At 61.4% G+C, this 18,325-nt stretch carries 16 protein-coding genes; 8 read left to right on the top strand and 8 right to left on the bottom strand.

Translation table 11 applies throughout. The annotated features are described in order from the left end of the window. The first annotated feature begins 52 nt into the window (after positions 1 to 52). The 8 genes from JL2886_RS08440 (at position 53) to JL2886_RS08405 (ending at position 9,456) form a co-directional block, all read left to right on the top strand. Entirely contained in the window at positions 53 to 853 is an 801-nt protein-coding gene (locus JL2886_RS08440; RefSeq protein WP_065271604.1) for a DeoR/GlpR family DNA-binding transcription regulator, read from the top strand. A 15-nt stretch (positions 854 to 868) separates the two neighbouring features. Continuing rightward, positions 869 to 2,545, top strand: coding sequence for a Na/Pi cotransporter family protein (locus tag JL2886_RS08435; protein WP_065271603.1), 1,677 nt, complete (start codon positions 869 to 871; stop codon positions 2,543 to 2,545). Positions 2,546 to 2,603: 58 nt separating this feature from the next. Then, complete coding sequence (locus JL2886_RS08430) at positions 2,604 to 3,455, top strand: DMT family transporter (protein ID WP_065271602.1); 852 nt, start codon at positions 2,604 to 2,606, stop codon at positions 3,453 to 3,455. Between the two features lie 290 nt (positions 3,456 to 3,745). Next, the gene (locus tag JL2886_RS08425; protein ID WP_065271601.1) at positions 3,746 to 4,870 is read left to right on the top strand and encodes an extracellular solute-binding protein; all 1,125 of its coding nucleotides are present in this window, start codon (positions 3,746 to 3,748) and stop codon (positions 4,868 to 4,870) included. A gap of 151 nt (positions 4,871 to 5,021) precedes the next feature. Continuing rightward, positions 5,022 to 6,134: an ABC transporter ATP-binding protein gene (locus JL2886_RS08420; RefSeq protein WP_065271600.1), complete on the top strand. Its 1,113-nt coding sequence runs from the start codon at positions 5,022 to 5,024 to the stop codon at positions 6,132 to 6,134. Between the two features lie 12 nt (positions 6,135 to 6,146). Continuing rightward, the gene (locus JL2886_RS08415; RefSeq protein WP_065271599.1) at positions 6,147 to 7,067 is read left to right on the top strand and encodes an ABC transporter permease; all 921 of its coding nucleotides are present in this window, start codon (positions 6,147 to 6,149) and stop codon (positions 7,065 to 7,067) included. Then, positions 7,064 to 8,344, top strand: coding sequence for an ABC transporter permease (locus JL2886_RS08410; RefSeq protein ID WP_065271598.1), 1,281 nt, complete (start codon positions 7,064 to 7,066; stop codon positions 8,342 to 8,344). The genes JL2886_RS08415 and JL2886_RS08410 overlap by 4 nt, the downstream gene beginning before the upstream one ends. 152 nt (positions 8,345 to 8,496) lie before the next feature. Then, the gene (locus JL2886_RS08405; protein WP_065271597.1) at positions 8,497 to 9,456 is read left to right on the top strand and encodes a cation transporter; all 960 of its coding nucleotides are present in this window, start codon (positions 8,497 to 8,499) and stop codon (positions 9,454 to 9,456) included. A gap of 73 nt (positions 9,457 to 9,529) precedes the next feature. On the opposite strand, the gene JL2886_RS08400 is transcribed toward JL2886_RS08405, so the two are convergent. The 8 genes from JL2886_RS08400 to JL2886_RS08365 all read right to left on the bottom strand — a co-directional run bounded on the left by JL2886_RS08400 (position 9,530) and on the right by JL2886_RS08365 (position 18,323). Further along, positions 9,530 to 10,303, bottom strand: a complete 774-nt coding sequence (locus tag JL2886_RS08400) for a DeoR/GlpR family DNA-binding transcription regulator (RefSeq protein ID WP_065271596.1) — start codon at positions 10,301 to 10,303, stop codon at positions 9,530 to 9,532. 48 nt (positions 10,304 to 10,351) lie between these two features. Then, entirely contained in the window at positions 10,352 to 11,245 is an 894-nt protein-coding gene (locus JL2886_RS08395; protein ID WP_065271595.1) for a TIGR01459 family HAD-type hydrolase, read from the bottom strand. After that, on the bottom strand, positions 11,242 to 12,144 hold the full coding sequence (locus tag JL2886_RS08390; RefSeq protein ID WP_065271594.1) for a glycerophosphodiester phosphodiesterase family protein: 903 nt from the start codon (positions 12,142 to 12,144) through the stop codon (positions 11,242 to 11,244). The genes JL2886_RS08395 and JL2886_RS08390 overlap by 4 nt, the downstream gene beginning before the upstream one ends. 9 nt (positions 12,145 to 12,153) lie before the next feature. Next, positions 12,154 to 13,233: a sn-glycerol-3-phosphate import ATP-binding protein UgpC gene (locus tag JL2886_RS08385; RefSeq protein ID WP_065271593.1), complete on the bottom strand. Its 1,080-nt coding sequence runs from the start codon at positions 13,231 to 13,233 to the stop codon at positions 12,154 to 12,156. Continuing rightward, positions 13,234 to 14,082: a sn-glycerol-3-phosphate ABC transporter permease UgpE gene (ugpE, locus tag JL2886_RS08380; protein ID WP_065271592.1), complete on the bottom strand. Its 849-nt coding sequence runs from the start codon at positions 14,080 to 14,082 to the stop codon at positions 13,234 to 13,236. Further along, the gene (gene ugpA, locus JL2886_RS08375; RefSeq protein ID WP_065271591.1) at positions 14,082 to 14,963 is read right to left on the bottom strand and encodes a sn-glycerol-3-phosphate ABC transporter permease UgpA; all 882 of its coding nucleotides are present in this window, start codon (positions 14,961 to 14,963) and stop codon (positions 14,082 to 14,084) included. The genes ugpE and ugpA overlap by 1 nt, the downstream gene beginning before the upstream one ends. Before the next feature lie 81 nt (positions 14,964 to 15,044). Further along, entirely contained in the window at positions 15,045 to 16,358 is a 1,314-nt protein-coding gene (gene ugpB / locus JL2886_RS08370) for a sn-glycerol-3-phosphate ABC transporter substrate-binding protein UgpB (protein WP_065273600.1), read from the bottom strand. Positions 16,359 to 16,805: 447 nt separating this feature from the next. Continuing rightward, positions 16,806 to 18,323, bottom strand: a complete 1,518-nt coding sequence (locus tag JL2886_RS08365; protein ID WP_065271590.1) for a malonate--CoA ligase — start codon at positions 18,321 to 18,323, stop codon at positions 16,806 to 16,808. Positions 18,324 to 18,325 lie beyond the last annotated feature (2 nt).

Raw genomic sequence — 18,325 nt, 5'->3', positions numbered from 1 at the left:
GCCATTTTAAGGTCTAAAACGCGCTCCATCTTGGGTATTGAGGCCGACCAGCATGCCGACTGCTCCGACTTTATCACGCCGCGAAGCCGAACTGATGGACGCCCTGCGCCATCTGGGCGGATCGGGGCGTAACGCTGAACTGGCGCGGGTGCTGGATGTGTCGGAAGAAACCGTGCGTCGCACGATTAAGGCGCTGGCCAAGGCGGGGTTGATCGGACGGGTGCATGGCGGGGCGCATCTGACAGGCGCGCAGGCAGGCGCCAGTTTTTTTCGCCGCATCGGTGAAAACCCGGAAGAAAAGCTCCGCATCGCCGAGGCCGCGGCTGCGGAGATCGGTGATGGCATGACGGTGTTTCTGGATGTCGGATCCACCACTGCCTTTGTGGCGGAGGCGTTGCGGCAGAAGGTGGGGCTGACGGTGGTGACCAATTCCATCGGCGTGGCGCAGGTCCTGTCGAACCACAATGGCAACCGGGTGCATGTTCTGGGCGGCGAAATGCAGGGCGATGAACGGGGCACCTTCGGACCGGTGACAGAGCAGCAGGCCGGTCGGTTTGCGTTCGATGTGGCGGTTCTGTCGGCGGATGCGCTGTCGGCCAAACACGGAGTTTTGTACCAGAACGCCCCCGAGGCACGGCTGGTTCAGGTGGCCGCAGAGGGTGCTGAACGGGTGATCGTGGTGCTGGCGCATCCCAAATTCGGCAAGACGGCCCCCCATCGCGGCCCGGCGCCGGAGGAACTGGACCTTCTCGTGACCGACCTGCCGCCTGGGAAGAAATTGACAAAGGCGCTGGCGGATTGGGGGATCAGCGCCGTCATCGCTGAGCAGGCAGATAATGAAAAAGAAGACTGAGGTACGAAGACAGACATGGCGATACTGACCTTTCTGATCAGCCTGGCCGGGGCGACGATGCTGCTGTTGTTTGCCGTGCGCATGGTGCGCACCGGCATCGAGCGCAGCTATGGCGCTTCTTTCCAGCGGCTGCTGACCGGCGCCGACAGTCAGGTGCAGGCCGGGCTGTCCGGGATCGGTTTGGCGCTGGTGCTGCAAAGCTCGGCTGCGGTGGCGCTATTGGTGACGGGATTTGCCGCCAGTGGTTATCTCGCCTTTCCGGCAGGTCTGGCCATCGTATTGGGCGGCGATCTCGGTTCGGCGCTGATCATTCAGATTTTGTCGTTCCGGCTGGATTGGCTGGTGCCGGTTTTGCTGGCCATCGGTGGCTATCTGTTCGTGAAGACTGAAGCCAAGAAACCCCGCCAGTTGGGGCGGATCCTGCTGGGGGTTGCCTTTATCTTGATCTCTCTGCGTTTCCTGCGCGAGGCGATGGATCCGATCCGCGACAGCGCCTTTCTGCCTGCCATCGCGGGCTATCTGGCGCGCGATTACATCACTGCCTTCCTTGTGGGGGGGGCGCTGGCATTCGTGATGCATTCTTCGGTCGCGGCCATCCTGATGTGCGTCACGCTGGTGCAGATCGGAGCGCTGCCCTTTGCTGCCGGTCTGTCGCTGGTGCTGGGGGCGAACTTCGGCTCGGCCTTCATTCCGATCTGGCTGAGCCGGGGCATGGCGATCAAGGCCCGGCGGATCCCCTTTGCCAATCTCGGGCTGCGTGGCAGCTGGGCGGTGATCTGTCTTGTGGCGGCGAACGAAGCCCTGCGCGAGGGGCTGTTGGGCGATCTGCAAGGCGGGCAGACGCTGGTTTATGCGCATCTCGCCTTCAACGCATCGCTTCTGTGCGTGGCCCTGCCGCTGTGCCGTCCCATGCAGGGGCTGATGATCCGGCTGCTACCTGAACCAGCCGCCCCCGAGGATGTGGTGCCGGGCCGTCCGGTCAGCGCGCTGGTGCCGGGCGATTATGCCTCCCCGGCGCAGGCGGTGGCCGATCTCAAGCGCGAGTTGCTGCGCATGTCTGGCCTGATCGAGTCGATGTTCCGCCCGCTGCCCGAACTTTACCGCAGTGGTGACGCTGCGCAGATCAAGGCAGTTCAGGCGCTCGATCATGAGGTCAACGCCTGCCTGTCCGGGATCCGTTCCTATGTGGCGGGCATCCCCGAGGACAGCTTTGACAGGGCCGAGCTGAAAACTGCACGGGAGATGGTCGAATATGCGATCCGTCTGGAAACCGCCGGCGATGTTGCTGCCGCGCGGCTGGCGGCGCTGGCCGGGGATCTGAACCGTAAGGGCCTACGGTTCTCCAGCGACGGTTGGAGCGAAATCACCCGCATGCATGAAGCCATCATGGCCAATCTGCGGCTGGCTTCGAACGTGCTGATCTCGGACGATCTGGAAAGCGCGCGGCTGCTCAACCTGGAAAAGACCGAGGTCAAGCGGATGGAGCGCGACAGCCGCAAACGGCACCTGAAACGGCTGCAACGCGGGGTGGCTGATAGTTTTGAATCCTCGGACATCCATCTGGAGACGCTGCGGGCGCTGCGGGAGTTCAACAGTCATATCGCGGCGGTGTCCTATCCGGTGCTCTATCGCAACGGGCAGCTGCTGGAGACGCGTCTGATCGAGGACATGACACCGGAACCGGCAGGCTGACAGTGATCGCCGCCGGAAATGCCCTGAACTCTCCTGTCATGAAAGGTGCCCTGCGGCCGTGACCCTATTCGTCGTATCGATCATCCTGTCTGCCGCCATGCTGCACGCGGTCTGGAACGCAATCGTGAAAACCGCCGCCGACCGCACCACAATGCTCGGGCTTGTGGCGCTGGGTCATGTGATCCCCGGCGCGGCGATGGTGGTGCTCCTGCCCTTGCCCGCGCCGGAAAGCATGCCCTACGTGCTGGCCTCCACGCTGATACATTTTGGCTATTTCTACATGCTTGGGCGGGCCTATGCCCATGGCGATCTGAGCGTCGTCTATCCCATCGCCCGGGGCATTGTTCCGGCGCTGGTGGCGCTTTGGGCGATGATTTTTGCTGGGGAGGTGCTGCCGCTGCAGGCCTGGGGCGGTATTGCGCTGATCGCCCTGGGCATCCAGCTCAGCAGTTGGCAGGCGCTGCGCTCGGGTGTCGAAAGCGGCGTGGGGAGGGCGGCGCTTGGCTATGCCGTTGGTACCGGGTTTTGCATTTCTGCCTATTCGCTGACCGATGGTCTGGGGGTGCGCCTGTCTGGCAATACGCTCAGCTACTGGGCCTGGGGCGCCTTTCTGCATCTCTTCGTTGCCGGTTTCATCGGGCTGCGCAAGCGGAACACTCTGGCAGCCCTGCGCCCGCGCACCTGGATCATCGGGATCGGCGGCGGTCTGGTGTCGATGACAGCCTATGGTCTGGTTCTTTATGCCAAGAATTTTGCCCCCCTCGGGGCGGTCTCGGCGCTGCGTGAAACCTCGGTCATCTTTGCCGCGCTGATCGGATTCGTTTTCCTGAAAGAGGGCAACTGGATCCGCCGTCTGGGAGCGGCTGTTCTGATGGCGGGGGGCGTTGCACTGATCGGAACGTCTTTGTGATGGGCATCAAGCCGCGCCGACTGCTCAATCTTCGGGCATGGGCGTTGACGCAACGCCGGGCGGCGCGCAAAGTGTTAGCGGCCACATTTCCAATGCGGCGCATTAAGATCAAGATAAACAGGGGCTTTTGGGCGAATCTGGACCCATTTGGGCGTCGCGCTGCGACATTCTGGCCTTATCAATTTTTGAAACTGTCACTGTCGACTGAGACAGGCCAACCGCAAGCTTTTGTTACTTGAGACAACGAAAATAAAAACACGACCAATAATCCAATAGGGAGTATCCAAACAATGACTGCAAAACACACCGTCACCCGGCGTTCCGTGCTGAAGACAGCAGGCGCAGCTGCGCTGGCCGCACCGCTTTATTCCAAGAGCGCGCTGGCCTCTTCGGGTGAAGTCAACATTCTGATGTGGTCGGATTATCTGCCGCCTTCCTTCCTCGAAGCCTTTGAGGCGGAAACCGGTATCAAGGTGAATTACACCGGTATCGGCTCGAACGAGGAAATCATCAACAAGATGAAGGCGACCAAGGGGCAGGGCTTTGACATCGTATCGCCCACCAACAACCGCTCGCTGCAGTGGGGCCCGCTGGAGTTGCTGCAACCTTTTGACATGAGCAAGGTGAACATCGACGCGGTGAACCCGGCGATGGCCAAGATCGGTACCGACGCCTGGAACTTTGGCGGCAAGGGCTCGCACTGGCTGCCGCATATCTGGGGCACCGAAGGTATCGCTTACCGTACCGACAAATGGCTGCCTGCGGGCGATGCGCCCTCCTATGGCGATGTCTGGAGCGAAGAGAACGCCGGCAAGACCATGGGCCGCGCGCATTCGATGATGCTGGGCGCCGGTCTGTACATGGAAGCTTCGGGTGAGATGGAGCCGGGTTCTGTCTGGGCCGCCTACGAAGACGAAGAGACCATGCGCAAGGTCTGGGGCCAGATCACCGACTGGTGTGTGGCGCGAAAGGACCGGATCAAGCTGATCTGGAACGATGCCGATACCCAGAAGAACGGTCTGCTGAACGAAGGCGTCGTGGTTGGTCAGACCTGGGATGGCCCGCCGCTGGCGCTGAAATCCGCGGGCGAACCGGTGCATTACCAGGCGCCGGTCGAAGGTGCGATGGCATGGGTCGATGGCATGTCGATGCCGGTTGGCGCGCAGAACATCGAACAGATCTATGCCTTCATCGAGTTCGCCTACCGCAAGGAGCCCGCGGGCGTGGCCATCGACAGCCATGGCTACAACTCGCCGGTTCTGGGCGCAGATGCCTACTCGGGCGACACCTACAAGAAGAACTTCGCCGAAGCCTATCCCGGCGACAGCCTGGCCAATCTCAACCCCTGGCCGGCCGAGGCGCCCTGGTACGCCGACGTGCGCACCGAGTTCGTCAACAAGTTCAAGAGCGCCTGATCCGCGCCTGATAAAACTGGCCTTCCGGTGCATCCGGAGGGCCAGCCGCGCGCCAGATGGCGCAAGACGCAATGACAATTGAACGGGTGCATCCTGCGCCGACCGGTGGTCTGCCACCGGACCGGAGGGGTGCAATCTGAGGAGAGGCCATATGAGTGCTGGGGTCGGTGTAGATCTTGAGAACCTCTGGATCCGATTTGGGGATTTCGTCGCGGTCCGCGACGCGAATGTGAACATCAACGGGGGCGATTTCTTCTCCTTCCTCGGACCGTCGGGATGCGGTAAGACCACCATTCTGCGGGCGGTCTCGGGCTTCTTGGAGCCCAGCGATGGCCGGGTGCTGATCGGTGGCAAGGACATGAAGGGGATCGGCCCGAACAAACGCCCCACCGCGCTGATCTTTCAGAACCTGGCGCTGTTTCCGCTGATGAAGGTCTGGGAAAACATCACCTTCTCCATGGAGATCAAGGGCGCCTCCGCCCGCGAGCGTCGCAAGCGCGCCGATGAGCTATTGGACATGATCGCGCTGCCGGGGCAGGGGGATAAGCTGCCCTCGGAACTGTCCGGCGGCCAGCGCCAGCGGGTTGCCATTGCCCGCGCCCTGTGCGCCGAGCCGGACGTGCTGCTGCTCGATGAACCGCTGTCGGCTCTGGACCTGAAACTGCGCCAGCACATGCGCACCGAGCTGCGCGAGATCCAGAAGCGGGTCGGCATCACCTTCATCTACATCACCCACGATCAGGGCGAGGCCCTGACCATGTCCGACAATATCGCGGTGATGCGCGCTGGCGTTATCGACCAGATCGGCGATGGGAAATCGGTTTACAACGACCCCGCCACTGCCTTTGCCGCCTCCTTTGTCGGGGAAAACAATGTCTTTCGCGGCAAGGTGAAACAGGTCTCGGGCGAGACGGCCCTGATCAGCACCAACCGCTCCGGTGATCTGCTGGCCCGCATCTCCACCGCCAATCACGGCAAGATGCAGCCGGGTGACGATGCCATGCTGTTCATCCGCCCCGAAGCCTTTGCCCTCGCGCCTGCGGGCGCCTCTGGTGATCACTTTGTCACCGCCACTGTCACCAACGAGGAATTCGAAGGCAACGTCTTCAACATCTTCATGGAAGGCGACGGCGGCAAGGAGTTGAAGGTCTCCCTGCCCAACCTTGGCCAGTCCTTTGACAGCCACAAGGGCGAGGCAATGACCCTGCAATATGATGTCCAGAACGCCGTGGCTTTGCCTGCTGGCGAACTGGCCACGGAATAGGAGGCGATCGTGATGCCTCGTTTTCTGAGGGAATTCTTCAACCGCAACGGCGTCGGCATGGGGTCTTTGATGCTGGGTCTGGTCCTGTTCTGGACCGTGGGCCTCATCATCCTGCCGCAGCTGTCGATGCTCGACTTCTCGTTCCGGCCCAACCTGCCACCGCCGGAAATCGGCGGACCTAAGGATGTCTATACTGTCGAGAACTACAAATACCTGATCTACGGCCCCGAGGGCGGCAGTCAGGACTATAACGCAGTCGATCTGCGGGTGTTCTACCGGACCCTGATCGCAGCCGTATTCGTGACCCTGTTCAACCTGATCCTGTGCTATCCGATTGCCTATTATCTGGCGCAGACCAAGGGCAATCACATCCGCATCTTTGCGCTGATGCTGATCATTCCGTACTGGATCAATGAGATCCTGCGCGCCTTTGCCCTGCGCATCATCTTTGGCGAAACCGGGGTACTGAACAACGCATTGGTGGGGCTGGGGATTTTCGACACACCCTTTGATTTCATTCGCAACGATATCGCGCTCTATGCCGGGCTTGGCTATGCCTACATCCTGTTGATGATCTTTCCGATCTACAACGTGATCGAAAGCCTTGACCGCAACCAGATCGAGGCGGCGCGGGACATGGGGGCCAGCTGGCCGATGATCCACCGCCGCGTGGTCATCCCCTATGCCAAACCGGGCATTTCCTCGGGCTGCACCATGGTCTTTATGCTGTCGGCAGGGGCGCTGGCGGCGCCGCAAATCCTGGGTGGCCCATCGTCGCTCTGGTTTACGCAGCTGATCTATCAACAGTTCAATGACAACAGTGACTGGCCACAGGGCGCGGCCTATGCGGTGGTGCTGCTGGTGACCTGTATCCTGCTGGTGTTGGCGATCATGCGCCTGTTCAAGGTCAACATGGGGGATATCGGCAAATGAAGTCCTTCTCCTTGATGCGCGCCAGCCTCTGGATCTATCTGGCGATCTTCTTTGCTTATCTGCTGGGCCCCTTGGTGATCATGTCGGTCACCGCCTTCAACAGCCCCGAATTCCCGCGGGCCACGCCCTGGGAATGCCTGACCTTCGAATGGTTCTCGGCCTTGTTTCAGGACGAGCGTATCCTCAACGGGATCAAGAACTCGATTCTGGTAGGGGCGGGCACGGTGGTACTGTCGGTGGCGATGGGGCTTGCCGGGGCACTGATGCTGACCCAGATCTGGCCCAAGCTGCGCGCCACATACTACACCATCATCATCGCGCCGATCCTGATCCCCGGCGTTGTCATCGGTATTTCGACGCTGGTGTTCTGGGACCGGATCAACCGCATGGTGGGTCTTGGCGCCGACAGCTTCCTGTCAAACGGGCTGTTCCTGACGGTGATCGGTCAGTCGACCTTTATCGCCAGCTATTGTATGCTGGTGCTGGTGGCACGCTTGCAACGCTATGACGTGGCCCTGACCGAGGCGGCGCTGGACCTTGGCGCCACCCATGCGCAGGCCTTCCGCAAGGTGCTGCTCCCGTTCATGAAGCCGGCGATTGCCTCGGCTGCGGTTCTGGCCTTTCTCGCCAGTTTCGAGAACTACAACACCACCACCTTCACCTTTGGCGAATATCCGACGCTGACCATCGAACTGGCCCAAAAGGTCCGTTATGGCATCACGCCTGCGATCTCGGCCCTGGCCTTTATCATCGTGGTGCTGACCGTCTTTGCCGCGCTGTTCAACGAGGCGAACATCCGCCGCAAGGAACTGGTGGCCACGGCCCGCAAGGGCGCTACGGTCGAAGAGCTGGAAAGCGGCAAGTTCCGCGTTCCGGGTTTTCTCAGCTCGAACTGGGCGGCGGTGGTCCTGGTGGTTCTGGCCTGCGCTACGGTTGTCGTTGTCGGCACCGCCACGGTCTACAGCCCCGCGCAATGTATTGCCGATGTGCAGGAGCAAAAGCGCATCGAGACCGAGCTGCGCATCCAGGAACTACGCCAGCGCCGCGCCGAAGAAGCGGCCCGCAAGGCGGCGGAAGAGGCCGAAACCGCGCCGAAACCTCAGGCAGCGCCCTCTGGTAACAACTCCGGCTTTGGCGGAGTCTTCAGCCCCAATGCCCTGACTGGCGGCGGCGAGGAGGAAGAAAGCAAGGCGCCCGCGACGGAGGACAGCAACAACTCCGGCTTTGGCAATGTCTTTGCTCCGAGCACGCTGAGCGGCGAGGGCAGTGGCGACTGACCTTGGTCTGAAGCGAAAATGAAAAGGCGGCTCTGAGGGGCCGCCTTTTTCTATGGTTGCGCGGAAGGCAGGCATGCCTTGCGGGTGTTGGCAGACATTCGATGGCAGGATAGGGATGCAGCGAAACGGGTGTCACATTGGGAAAGCGCGATATGGCTACGCAGAACGGCGATAACACAAAGCGCCTTGAAAGCCGTTCGCTGGGCGTGGCCATGTGGGGCAACCTGTTCATGGCCGCAGCAGGGTTGGTGGCGGGTGTGCTATCGAACTCCAACGCGATCATGATGGACGGTCTGTTCTCCCTGATCGGATTCGGTTCCGCGCTTCTTGGACGGCGGATCAGCCGCCGCATTGATGCAGGCCCCGACAAGGCGCGCCCCTATGGCTATGCTGCGGACGAAGCGATCTTCTCCACCTTCCGGTCGCTGTCCCTTCTGGGACTGGTCCTGTTCGCCATCACGAATGCGATCAAGAACGTTTACAACTACCTCAGTGGCATGACGCCTGAGCCGCTGAATTTTGCCCCCATGATCATCTACTTTGCAGGGATCGGGCTGGTCTGCGCGATCCTGTGGGGGTTCCATCATTTTACCTGGCGTCGAACGGGGAAGCGCAGCGCGATCCTGCGGCTTGAGGCAAAGGCCGCGATGTTTGACGGGCTGATCACGGCTGCTGCGGGTGCCGGTCTGGGCGCCATCTATATGTTCCGGGATGGCCCGCTGGCACCGGTTGCGCCGGTTGGCGATTCAGTGATTGTACTCTTGCTCTGTCTGCTGGCCATCGGTTCCTATGTGCGTGAATTCCGGGGTGGGCTGGGCGAATTGGCCGGCGCGAGCGCGCGGCCGGAGTATGTCGCGAGCGCCCGGCGCAGCCTGCGGTCCGCGATCGCCGAGGATGGCGGCGAATTGCAGGACATGTCGGTGACCAAACTGGGCCGTACGTTCCTGGTGACTGTCTACTACGATCCTCGCCGTCCCATGTCAGCATCAGACATCGACAAGCTGAACCTGCGCATGATCGAGGATGCGCGCAAGACGCTGAAGGGGGCGGACGTGCTGCTGTTGATTACCGAACATCCCCGGCGCTGGCCCGATGCTCTGAACCCGTTCTGAAATCTGCGGTCCCGGTAGGACGGCCCTGCATGTTCGCCGGGAGGCCTCTCCGACTTGTTGCTGTCCGTTTTCGTCAGCCTGTGCGGCTGTGACCTGTCCCGCTGGCCAGCGTCACGGGCGGCCCGGACCAATCGACGTCCTCGGGCAGGCGGTCGGTGATGAAATGATCCATCGTATCGAACCCCGCAACGCGGTGGGCGGCAGAGCGGCTCCATTTCGTATGGTCGGCCACCAGCAGCATCCGCCGCGCGCTGGCGCGGATCGCGTTGCTGACCTCGGCGTCGAAGTGTTTGAAATCGAGGATACCGTATTCGGGATCCAGCGCCCCGGCGCCGATCACGCCGAAATCCGCGACGAACTTCCGGTAGCCTTCCAACGCCTGTGCTCCAACCAGATCGCGGTCCTCAGGGCGCAGCTGCCCTGCTACCACGTGCACATCGCAGGAGGGCGCGTTGCACATCAGCCGGGCAACTTCCAGATTGTTGGTGACGATGGTGATGTCGGGGGTCTGGGTCAGCGCCTCGGCGACGTATTGGACCGTTGTGCCGATGCCCAGAAGAACGGTCGAGCCTTCGGGGATCAGCGCCGCTGCGGCATTGGCGATGGCGCGTTTGCGGTCCTCGTTCAGCGTGGCGCGGGCGTGAAAGTTGAGGTTCAGCGGATTGGACGGCGGCGCCACGCCGCCATGCACCCGCCGCGCCAGCCCCTGATCGCACAGATCGTTGATATCGCGGCGGATGGTCTGGGTGGCGACACCGAATTCAGCAGCCAGTTCGTTGATGGATTGCTGGCCCGAAGCGCGCAGCTGTTCCATGATCTGGCGTTGACGGTCGTTGAGGTCGCTCATCCGGGCTTCCGTTTCTGTTGCCGCCGTCCGAGGTCTTCCACTGTTGGATCAGATCGACGGCGCGATCCAGTCCGGGACAATTCCGCTGCGCTCGATGTAGCCGGTGACATCGTGACCGGCGAACAGCCCGTGCGCTGTGATCAGGGCGGTGTTCCAGCCCTGCGCCTGCGCCCCTAACACATCGGTGTGCAGGGTGTCGCCAACCATGGTGATCCTCTGCGGCGCTATGTCACCAAGTCGGGCCTGCGCTGCAGCATAGACCGAGGGGAAGGGCTTGCCGTGGAACACCGGCGCAATACCCAGCTGATCCCGCAGGGCGACGGCGTAGAACCCCGGTTCCAGCGTCAGCCCGGTTTCGCGCGGGGCGACCAGATCCGGGTTGGCCACCACCAGCGGGCGCGGATTGCGCGCCAGGCTGGCGCGCAGCATCTCCTGCCGCACGTCGGTCCAGTCCGAGGTGCTGAGCAGCAGGAAGGCATCGGCGGCGTCATAGGTGTCGGGCGTATCCTCCAGCGCCACGGCGGCCACCGGCAATTCGGCGGCTTCGAACCCGGCTGGCGCCATCACGCCCCAGGTGCCGTCCGGGGCGATGTCGGTCAGGCAGGTCTCGCAGACCTCGCGGCTGGAAATGATCTCTTCCGGGGCAAAGTCAAAGCCGAGACGGGCGAATTTCTCAGTTGTCTGGGTGCGGGTAAAGCTCGCTGCATTGGTCAGAACCAGCAGCGATTTCCCGCTATTGCGCAACTGCTGCACCCGTTCATGGGCGCCGGGGATCGGGCTGTCGCCAACGTTGAGCACCCCATAGGCGTCAAAGACGAAGGCGTCGGTCTGATCCATCACCTGGTCAATGCCCGAGACGGGCTTGGCCTGCCCCTTGTGGCTGCTGACGGGCAGGTGGGCGCGGATTTCCTCGTATCTGGCGAAAGCCATTTCGGGGGTCATGATGCCAATTCCCCGGCTTCCGACAGCTCTTTGCGCAGGCGCACGGCTAGTGCAGGATCGTCGGTGATCACCCCGTCCACATCCGCCAGCAGACCTTTGCGGATCGCATCTGCGCCGCGCATGGTCCAGACCATGACCTGCAGGCCAAGGCTCCGGGCCAGCTCCCGATGGGCAGGCGTCAATTCCCAGAACAGCGGGCTCCAGACAGTCGCGCCGGTGTCGGCAAGATGGCGCAGCATCGCCTCTGGATCGGCAGGGGCGCCGTCCAGCCAGGGCGAGCCGTCGTAGAGGTTGCCAGAGGCGTGGATTTCGCGGCTCATCGACAGGTGCGAGCGGCGGAACTGCGGTGCTACGCGTTTAGCCGCCGACAGGATCTGCCAGTCAAACGCATGGATCAGGCAGTGATCCTGGGTTCCCGTGGCGGTGATGACATCGACCGCAGCGCGCACGAAATCCTCGGGCGCGGGTTCTGCGGCGTCTTCGGGGTCGTGCTTCAGCTCGACCAGAACATCGACGGGACGGTCGGCCTTGGCCACCAGATCCAGCACCTCGGACAGGCGGGGCACACGGGCGCCGGGCAGGTCCTGCTGCTGCGGGTGCTTCTTCGCGTACTCCGAACCCGGACGAATACCGCCCACGTCAAAAGCGCAAAGCTCCTCGTAGGTCAGCGCGCCGATGGCCGGGCCTTCCTCTGACAGGAACACACCCGCGCTGTCGCGGGTGGTGTCGGCCAGAAGATGGTGATTGTGGGTGACGACGGGCACGCCGTCGCTGGTCAACAGCACATCCAGCTCGATCCCATCCGCGCCGGAGGCGATGGTATGCGCGAACCCGTCCAGAGAGTTCTCGGGGAGAACATCCGGGGCGCCGCGATGTCCGAATATCTTGGGCAACTGCATGATCCGTCCTCAGGCCAGTCGTTTGCCAGAGGCCAGATCGAACAGGTGTAGCTGATCGGCGCCACAGCCCAGTTCCAGCGTCTCGCCGCTGTCATGCTGCTGCACGCCGGGCAGGCGCACGGCCAGCGGGACCGAGGTGCCGGAGACCTTGCCGTGGACCACGGTATCTGCGCCCAGCTGTTCGACGAAATCGACTTCCAGATGGAACTGCGCTGCGCCCGAGGCATCAAGCGACAGATGCTCGGGGCGGATGCCCATGGCGATCTTGGCGCCTGCCATTGTGGGGATCTCATCGGCAAAGCGGATGTCGCGGCTGCCATCAACCAGCAGGCTGCGGCGATCCTCGGTGACGGTGCCTTCGACCACGTTCATCGCGGGACTGCCGATGAAATCGGCAACAAACCGGCTGGCAGGACGCAGGTAGAGATCCATCGGCGTGCCGATCTGCTCCACCTTGCCCGCGTTCATGATGATGATCCGGTCCGCAAGGCTCATGGCTTCGACTTGATCGTGGGTCACGTAGATGAAGGTGGCGCCAAGGCGCTGGTGCAGGGCCTTCAGCTCGGCGCGCAGCTGGGTGCGCAGCTTGGCATCGAGGTTCGACAGCGGTTCGTCGAACAGGAACACCTTGGGATCGCGCACGATGGCGCGGCCCATGGCGACCCGCTGGCGCTGACCACCCGAGAGCTGCGCCGGTTTGCGGTCGAGATATTCCTCAAGCCGCAGGGTGCGGGCGGCCTCGGCGATGCGTTCGGCGATCTGGTCCTTCGGCAGGCCTTCGTTCTTGAGGCCGTACTCCATGTTGCCGCGCACCGACATATGCGGATAAAGCGCGTAGTTCTGGAACACCATCGCGATGTCACGCTCACCCGGTTCCAGATCGTTCACACGGCGCTCACCGATGCTCAGATCACCTGCGGTGATGCTTTCCAGGCCCGCAATCATCCGCAGGATGGTGGACTTGCCGCAGCCCGACGGGCCGACCAGCACGATGAACTCTCCGTCGGCAATATCCGCGTTCACATCGGATACGGCAGTAACGCCGCCGGGATAGGTCTTGCCCAGGGATTTGATGTTGAGAGTAGCCATTTATTTCTCGCTTTCGACCAGCCCTTTGACAAAGAGCTTTTGCATTAGAACGACGACCAGAACCGGAGGGATCATGGCAAGGACGGCGGTGCCCATGATGTAGTGCCAGACCGGCAGCGACTCGCCCGAGTTGACCATGCGCTGGATGCCCATGACGACGGTGTAGAGGCTTTCGTCGGTGGTGATCAGAAGCGGCCAGAGATACTGGTTCCAGCCGTAGATGAAGAGAATGATGAAGAGCGCCGCGATATTGGTGCGCGACAGCGGCAGCAGGATGTCCTTGAAGAAACGGATCGGACCTGCGCGGTCGATGCGGGCGGCCTCGACCAGCTCATCCGGGACGGTCAGGAAGAACTGGCGGAACAGGAAGGTTGCCGTGGCCGAGGCAATCAGCGGCACGGTGAGGCCCGCGTAGGTGTTTAGAAGACCCATCTTCACCACCACATCGAATGTGGGCAGGATCCGCACTTCGACGGGCAGCATCAGGGTGACGAAGATCATCCAGAAAAAGCCCATGCGGAAGGGGAAGCGGAAATAGACGATGGCATAGGCCGACAGGATCGAGATGAAGATCTTACCGAAGGTTATGACCAGCGCCATGATCAGGCTGTTGAACATCATCATGCCGATTGGCACACCGCCGGCCTCGGGCAGGCCACCGGCCAGAAGCTGGGAATAGTTTTCCCAGGCCTGATCCCCGAACCACAGCGGGATCGGCGATTGCGACAGTGCGCCGGGACCGTGGGTCGAGGCAACCAGCGCCATCCAGACAGGAAAGCACAGGAACAGGACGCCGGCGATTAGGATGGCATGGGTAAAGAACGTCAGAATGGGGCGATTTTCGACCATCAGTATTGCACCTTGCGCTCGACGTAACGGAATTGGATGAAGGTCATCAGGATCACCATGCCCATCAGGATCACCGACTGAGCAGCCGAGGAGCCGTAGTCCTGACCAATAAAGCCAGTGTTGTAGACGCGGAACACCAGGATCGAGGTGGCGTCTGCGGGGCCACCTTCGGTGGTGGCGTGGATCAGGGCGAAGGTGTCAAAGAAGGCATAGACGAGGTTGACGACCAGCAGGAAGAAGGTGGTGGGCGTCAAAAGCGGGAAGGTGATCGACCAGAAGCGGCGCACCGGCCCGGCCCGGTCGATGGCGGCTGCCTCGATCAGGGACTTGGGAATGCTTTGCAGCCCGGCAAGGAAGAACAGGAAGTTGTAGCTGACCTGTTTCCAGGCGGCGGCCACCACGACGAGCAACAGGGCCTGATCACCGTTCACATAGTGGTTCCATTCGATCCCGATCCCTTTCAGCCAGTAGGCAACGATGCCAAGCGAGGGGTTCATCAGGAAGTACCAGATCACACCGGCAAGGGCGGGCGCGACGGCGTAGGGCCAGATCAGCAGGGTCCGGTATCCGGTCGCGGCCTTGATCACGCGGTTGGCGGCAACCGCCAGGATCAGGGAGATGGCCATGGCGAGGAAGGCAACCGAGAAACCGAACAGCAGCGTCGTGCGGAAGGACTTCAGGTAGCCGGGATCGCTGAACAGTTCGTAATAGTTGTCCAGCCAGACCCATTCACGGGAAAACCCAAAGGCGTCTTCGATGAAGAATGAACTTTCAAGCGCCTGATAGGAGGGCCAGAAGAAGAAGGCGATGGTGATCGCGATTTGCGGCAGTACCAGCAGGTATGGCAGCAACCGGGAGCGGAAGACGACACGCTTTTGCACGGGCAGGAACCTTTGGGGTGGTCTTTTTCAAAAAGGGGAGGCCCCGCCAGGGACCTCCCTATAGCCAACATGTGGGGATGATCAGTCGTTGGCTTTTTCAAACTTGCGCAGCAGGGCATTGCCGCGCTCTACAGCTTCGTCCAGGGCGGTCTTGGCGTCTTTGTCGCCTGCCCATACGGCTTCCAGCTCTTCGTTGATGATGTCACGCACCTGCACGAAGTTACCGAAACGGACGCCTTTGGAGGCCGGTGTCGGTGCGTTCAGGGACAGCTGCTTGATCGCGGTGTCGGTCAGCGGATCGGATTCATAGAAACCCTGTTCCTTGGACAGATCGTAGGCCGCGGTGGTGATCGGAACATAACCGGTGTTCTGGTGCCAGTAGGCCTGCTGCTCGGGGGCAGAAACGAACTGGAAGAAGTCGGCGACACAGCTGTATTCCGCCTGCTCGTGACCGTTCAGAACCCACAGGGTTGCACCGCCGATGATCGAGTTCTGCGGCTTGTCCGCCACTGCGGTGTCAACCGGCAGCATGGTCTGGCCGAATTCGAAATCGGTGATGTCTTTCTTGAAGCCACCGTAATAGGCCGAGGAGTTGATCCACAGCGCGGTTTCGCCGTTCACGAACTGACCACGGCTGTCACCGCGACGGCCGCCGTATGCGAACAGGCCTTCTTTGCCCATGTCGGCGATACGCTGGATGTGGTTCACAACCGCGTCGTTGTTGAAGCTGAACTCGGTTTTCAACGAGGCAAAGCCGTTTTCCTCGGTGCCCATGGGCAGGTTGTGCCATGCCGAGTAGTTTTCGATGTTCGACCAGGACTGCCAGCCAAAGGAGAAGGGCTTTTCAACGCCGTTTGCCTTCAGGGCGCGGGCGGCTTCTTCGACTTCGTCCCAGGTGGTGGGAACGTCAACACCGGCAGCGTCCAGCGCTGTCTTGTTGTACCACAGAACCGGGGTGGAGGAGTTAAACGGCAGCGACAGCAGGTTGTTGTCGGTGTCGGTGTAGTAGGAGATCACGGCAGGCAGGTAGGCAGAGGGATCAAAATCGACGCCTGCGTCTTCCATCAGCTTGTAGACCGGGTAGATCGCGCCCTTGTCACCGGCGGCCATCATGGTGGCGGTGCCAACTTCGAAGACCTGCACAACGTGCGGCTGCTCACCGGCGCGGAAGGCGGCGATGGCGGCGGTCATGTTCTCGGTGTAGTTGCCTTTGTAGACAGCGTTGATGTGGCAGCTGTCCGAACCAGCGTTGTATTCGGAAGCGAATTTGTCGACGATTTCGCCCAGCTGACCGCCCATGGCGTGCCAGAACTGCACTTCGGCCTTCTCGGCGAATGCGGTGGTGCCGACCATGGCAAATGCAGTGGTCGCCGAAAGAATGGATTTGAGTTTCATGTTCATCTCCTGAGGCCACGGCAGATCAGTCCTGTCCGCAGCAATTCCCCGTTATTGATTCCGTATGAGTTCAATCACTCACATGAGGCGCATTATTCTGTCTTTGTAACGCTCATATGAATTCACTTTGCGTTCAGGTGAACATTTCGTCAAGACGGACATAGTCTGCCCAATTAATAATCTTTCACTCCCAACCGGCCTTGCGGCGGCGGTATATGATTGAAGTTTTTAGAATTTTATGTGCCAAAATCCGCGGCTGAGGCAGGGCTGACGATGTCGTGAGCAGGCCCGGGAGCCGTTATTTTCTGTTGAAAAGCGCCATCTGAGATCGTCAAAAAGTACAACACCCCGGCGCCGTTGGGGCGGCCGGGGTGCGTTGCAGAAGATCTGATTCTGCCCGACAACCCCGCAAGATTGGGGCGCATATCCGGGCCATCTTCCGTGGCGTCAGGAAACCTTGAAGGCGTCCTGGTACTGCTCTCTCAGGATGTTTTTCTGCACCTTGCCCATGGTATTTCGGGGCAACTCATCCAGCACCACCAGTTTGCGCGGGTGTTTGAACCGGGCCAGAACGTCACGCACCGCGTCCATGATCGCATCCGTGTCGGGGGTTTCGCCCGGCGCCGGGACCAGAACGCCCAGCACGGTTTCGCCGAAATCCGGGTGCGGTACGCCGATCACCGCGCTTTCCAGCACGCCGGGCTGTTCATCCAGCACCAGTTCGATTTCCTTGGGGTAGATGTTGTATCCGCCCGAGATGATCAGGTCCTTGTTGCGGCCGACGATATGGACATAGCCATCCGCGTCCACCATCCCGAGATCCCCGGTGATGAAGAACCCATCGCTGCGCAATTCGGCTGCTGTCTTCTCTGGCATCTGCCAGTAGCCCTTGAAGACGTTGGGACCGCGCACCTCGATCTGGCCAACCTCGCCTGCGGGCAGGGGGGCGCCCGACGCCGGATTGGTGATCTTCAGCTCCACCCCCGGCAGCGGGAAGCCGACGGTGCCCGCGCGGCGCTCGCCTTCATAGGGGTTGGAGGTGTTCATGTTGGTTTCAGTCATGCCATAGCGTTCAAGAATACGGTGGCCGGTGCGTTCTTCGAATTGCACGTGGGTCTCCGCCAGCAAGGGCGCGGAGCCGGACACGAACAGCCGCATATGCCGGGTCAGATCTCCGGTGAACCGCGCATCTCCCAGAAGCCGGGTATAGAAGGTTGGCACCCCCATCATCGTGGTCGCGCGCGGCAGGTTCTCGATCACCGCATCCAGATCGAATTTCGGCAGGAAGATCATCGCGCCCCCCGCCAGCAGCGTCACATTGCTGGCGACAAACAGCCCGTGGGTATGAAAGATCGGCAGCGCGTGCAGCAGCACATCATCCGGGGTGAACCGCCACTCGGCCGCCAGCGTTTCCGCGTTTGACAGCAGGTTGTTCTGCGTCAGCATCGCCCCTTTGGAACGCCCCGTGGTGCCAGAGGTATAAAGGAAGGCCGCCAGATCCTCGCTTTCCCGGTCGACCGTGTCATAGGAAGTCGGCATCGCCGCCGCCTGGTCCATCAGGGTGCCAGAGCCATCTGCGTTCAGTGTCTCCAGCGCCGCGCCGAGAGGTTTGGTGATGGGGGCGACGGTCGCCTCCTTCCCGGTATCGCAGACCACGACCGAGGCGCCGCTGTTTTCGATGAAATAGGACAGCTCATCCGCCGTATAAGCCGTGTTGAGCGGCAGGAACACCAGACCGGCCTGCGCACAGGCCGCATATAGGGCCAGCGCCTCCGGGGATTTTTCCACCTGAACGGCAACGCGGTCGCCGGGTTGCAGCCCTTTGCCGGTCAGGACATGGGCGATCTGCGCGGCCATCTCAAGAAATGCCTGATGGCTGACCACCTGCCCGTCGGGCAAATACAGAAACGGGGTGGATTTTCCGGCATGGGCACCAAACAGCCCGTCATAAAGAGGATTTGCCATGG

Origin of the sequence: Phaeobacter gallaeciensis, assembly GCF_001678945.1 — a bacterium.
Classification (GTDB): domain Bacteria; phylum Pseudomonadota; class Alphaproteobacteria; order Rhodobacterales; family Rhodobacteraceae; genus Phycobacter; species Phycobacter gallaeciensis_A.
The sequence above is the reverse complement of the archived record's forward strand: the minus strand, read 5'-3'. Positions and strand labels throughout refer to the sequence as shown.

Coding starts and splice junctions, on each gene's coding strand:
- JL2886_RS08410 (WP_065271598.1), top strand. CDS start 7,064: ATGAAGTCCTTCTCCTTGATGCGCGCCAGCCTCTGGATCTATCTGGCG.
- ugpB (WP_065273600.1), bottom strand. CDS start 16,358: ATGAAACTCAAATCCATTCTTTCGGCGACCACTGCATTTGCCATGGTC.
- JL2886_RS08365 (WP_065271590.1), bottom strand. CDS start 18,323: ATGGCAAATCCTCTTTATGACGGGCTGTTTGGTGCCCATGCCGGAAAA.
- JL2886_RS08385 (WP_065271593.1), bottom strand. CDS start 13,233: ATGGCTACTCTCAACATCAAATCCCTGGGCAAGACCTATCCCGGCGGC.
- JL2886_RS08390 (WP_065271594.1), bottom strand. CDS start 12,144: ATGCAGTTGCCCAAGATATTCGGACATCGCGGCGCCCCGGATGTTCTC.
- JL2886_RS08435 (WP_065271603.1), top strand. CDS start 869: ATGGCGATACTGACCTTTCTGATCAGCCTGGCCGGGGCGACGATGCTG.
- ugpE (WP_065271592.1), bottom strand. CDS start 14,082: ATGGTCGAAAATCGCCCCATTCTGACGTTCTTTACCCATGCCATCCTA.
- JL2886_RS08425 (WP_065271601.1), top strand. CDS start 3,746: ATGACTGCAAAACACACCGTCACCCGGCGTTCCGTGCTGAAGACAGCA.
- JL2886_RS08420 (WP_065271600.1), top strand. CDS start 5,022: ATGAGTGCTGGGGTCGGTGTAGATCTTGAGAACCTCTGGATCCGATTT.
- JL2886_RS08400 (WP_065271596.1), bottom strand. CDS start 10,303: ATGAGCGACCTCAACGACCGTCAACGCCAGATCATGGAACAGCTGCGC.
- JL2886_RS08405 (WP_065271597.1), top strand. CDS start 8,497: ATGGCTACGCAGAACGGCGATAACACAAAGCGCCTTGAAAGCCGTTCG.
- JL2886_RS08415 (WP_065271599.1), top strand. CDS start 6,147: ATGCCTCGTTTTCTGAGGGAATTCTTCAACCGCAACGGCGTCGGCATG.
- JL2886_RS08440 (WP_065271604.1), top strand. CDS start 53: ATGCCGACTGCTCCGACTTTATCACGCCGCGAAGCCGAACTGATGGAC.
- JL2886_RS08395 (WP_065271595.1), bottom strand. CDS start 11,245: ATGACCCCCGAAATGGCTTTCGCCAGATACGAGGAAATCCGCGCCCAC.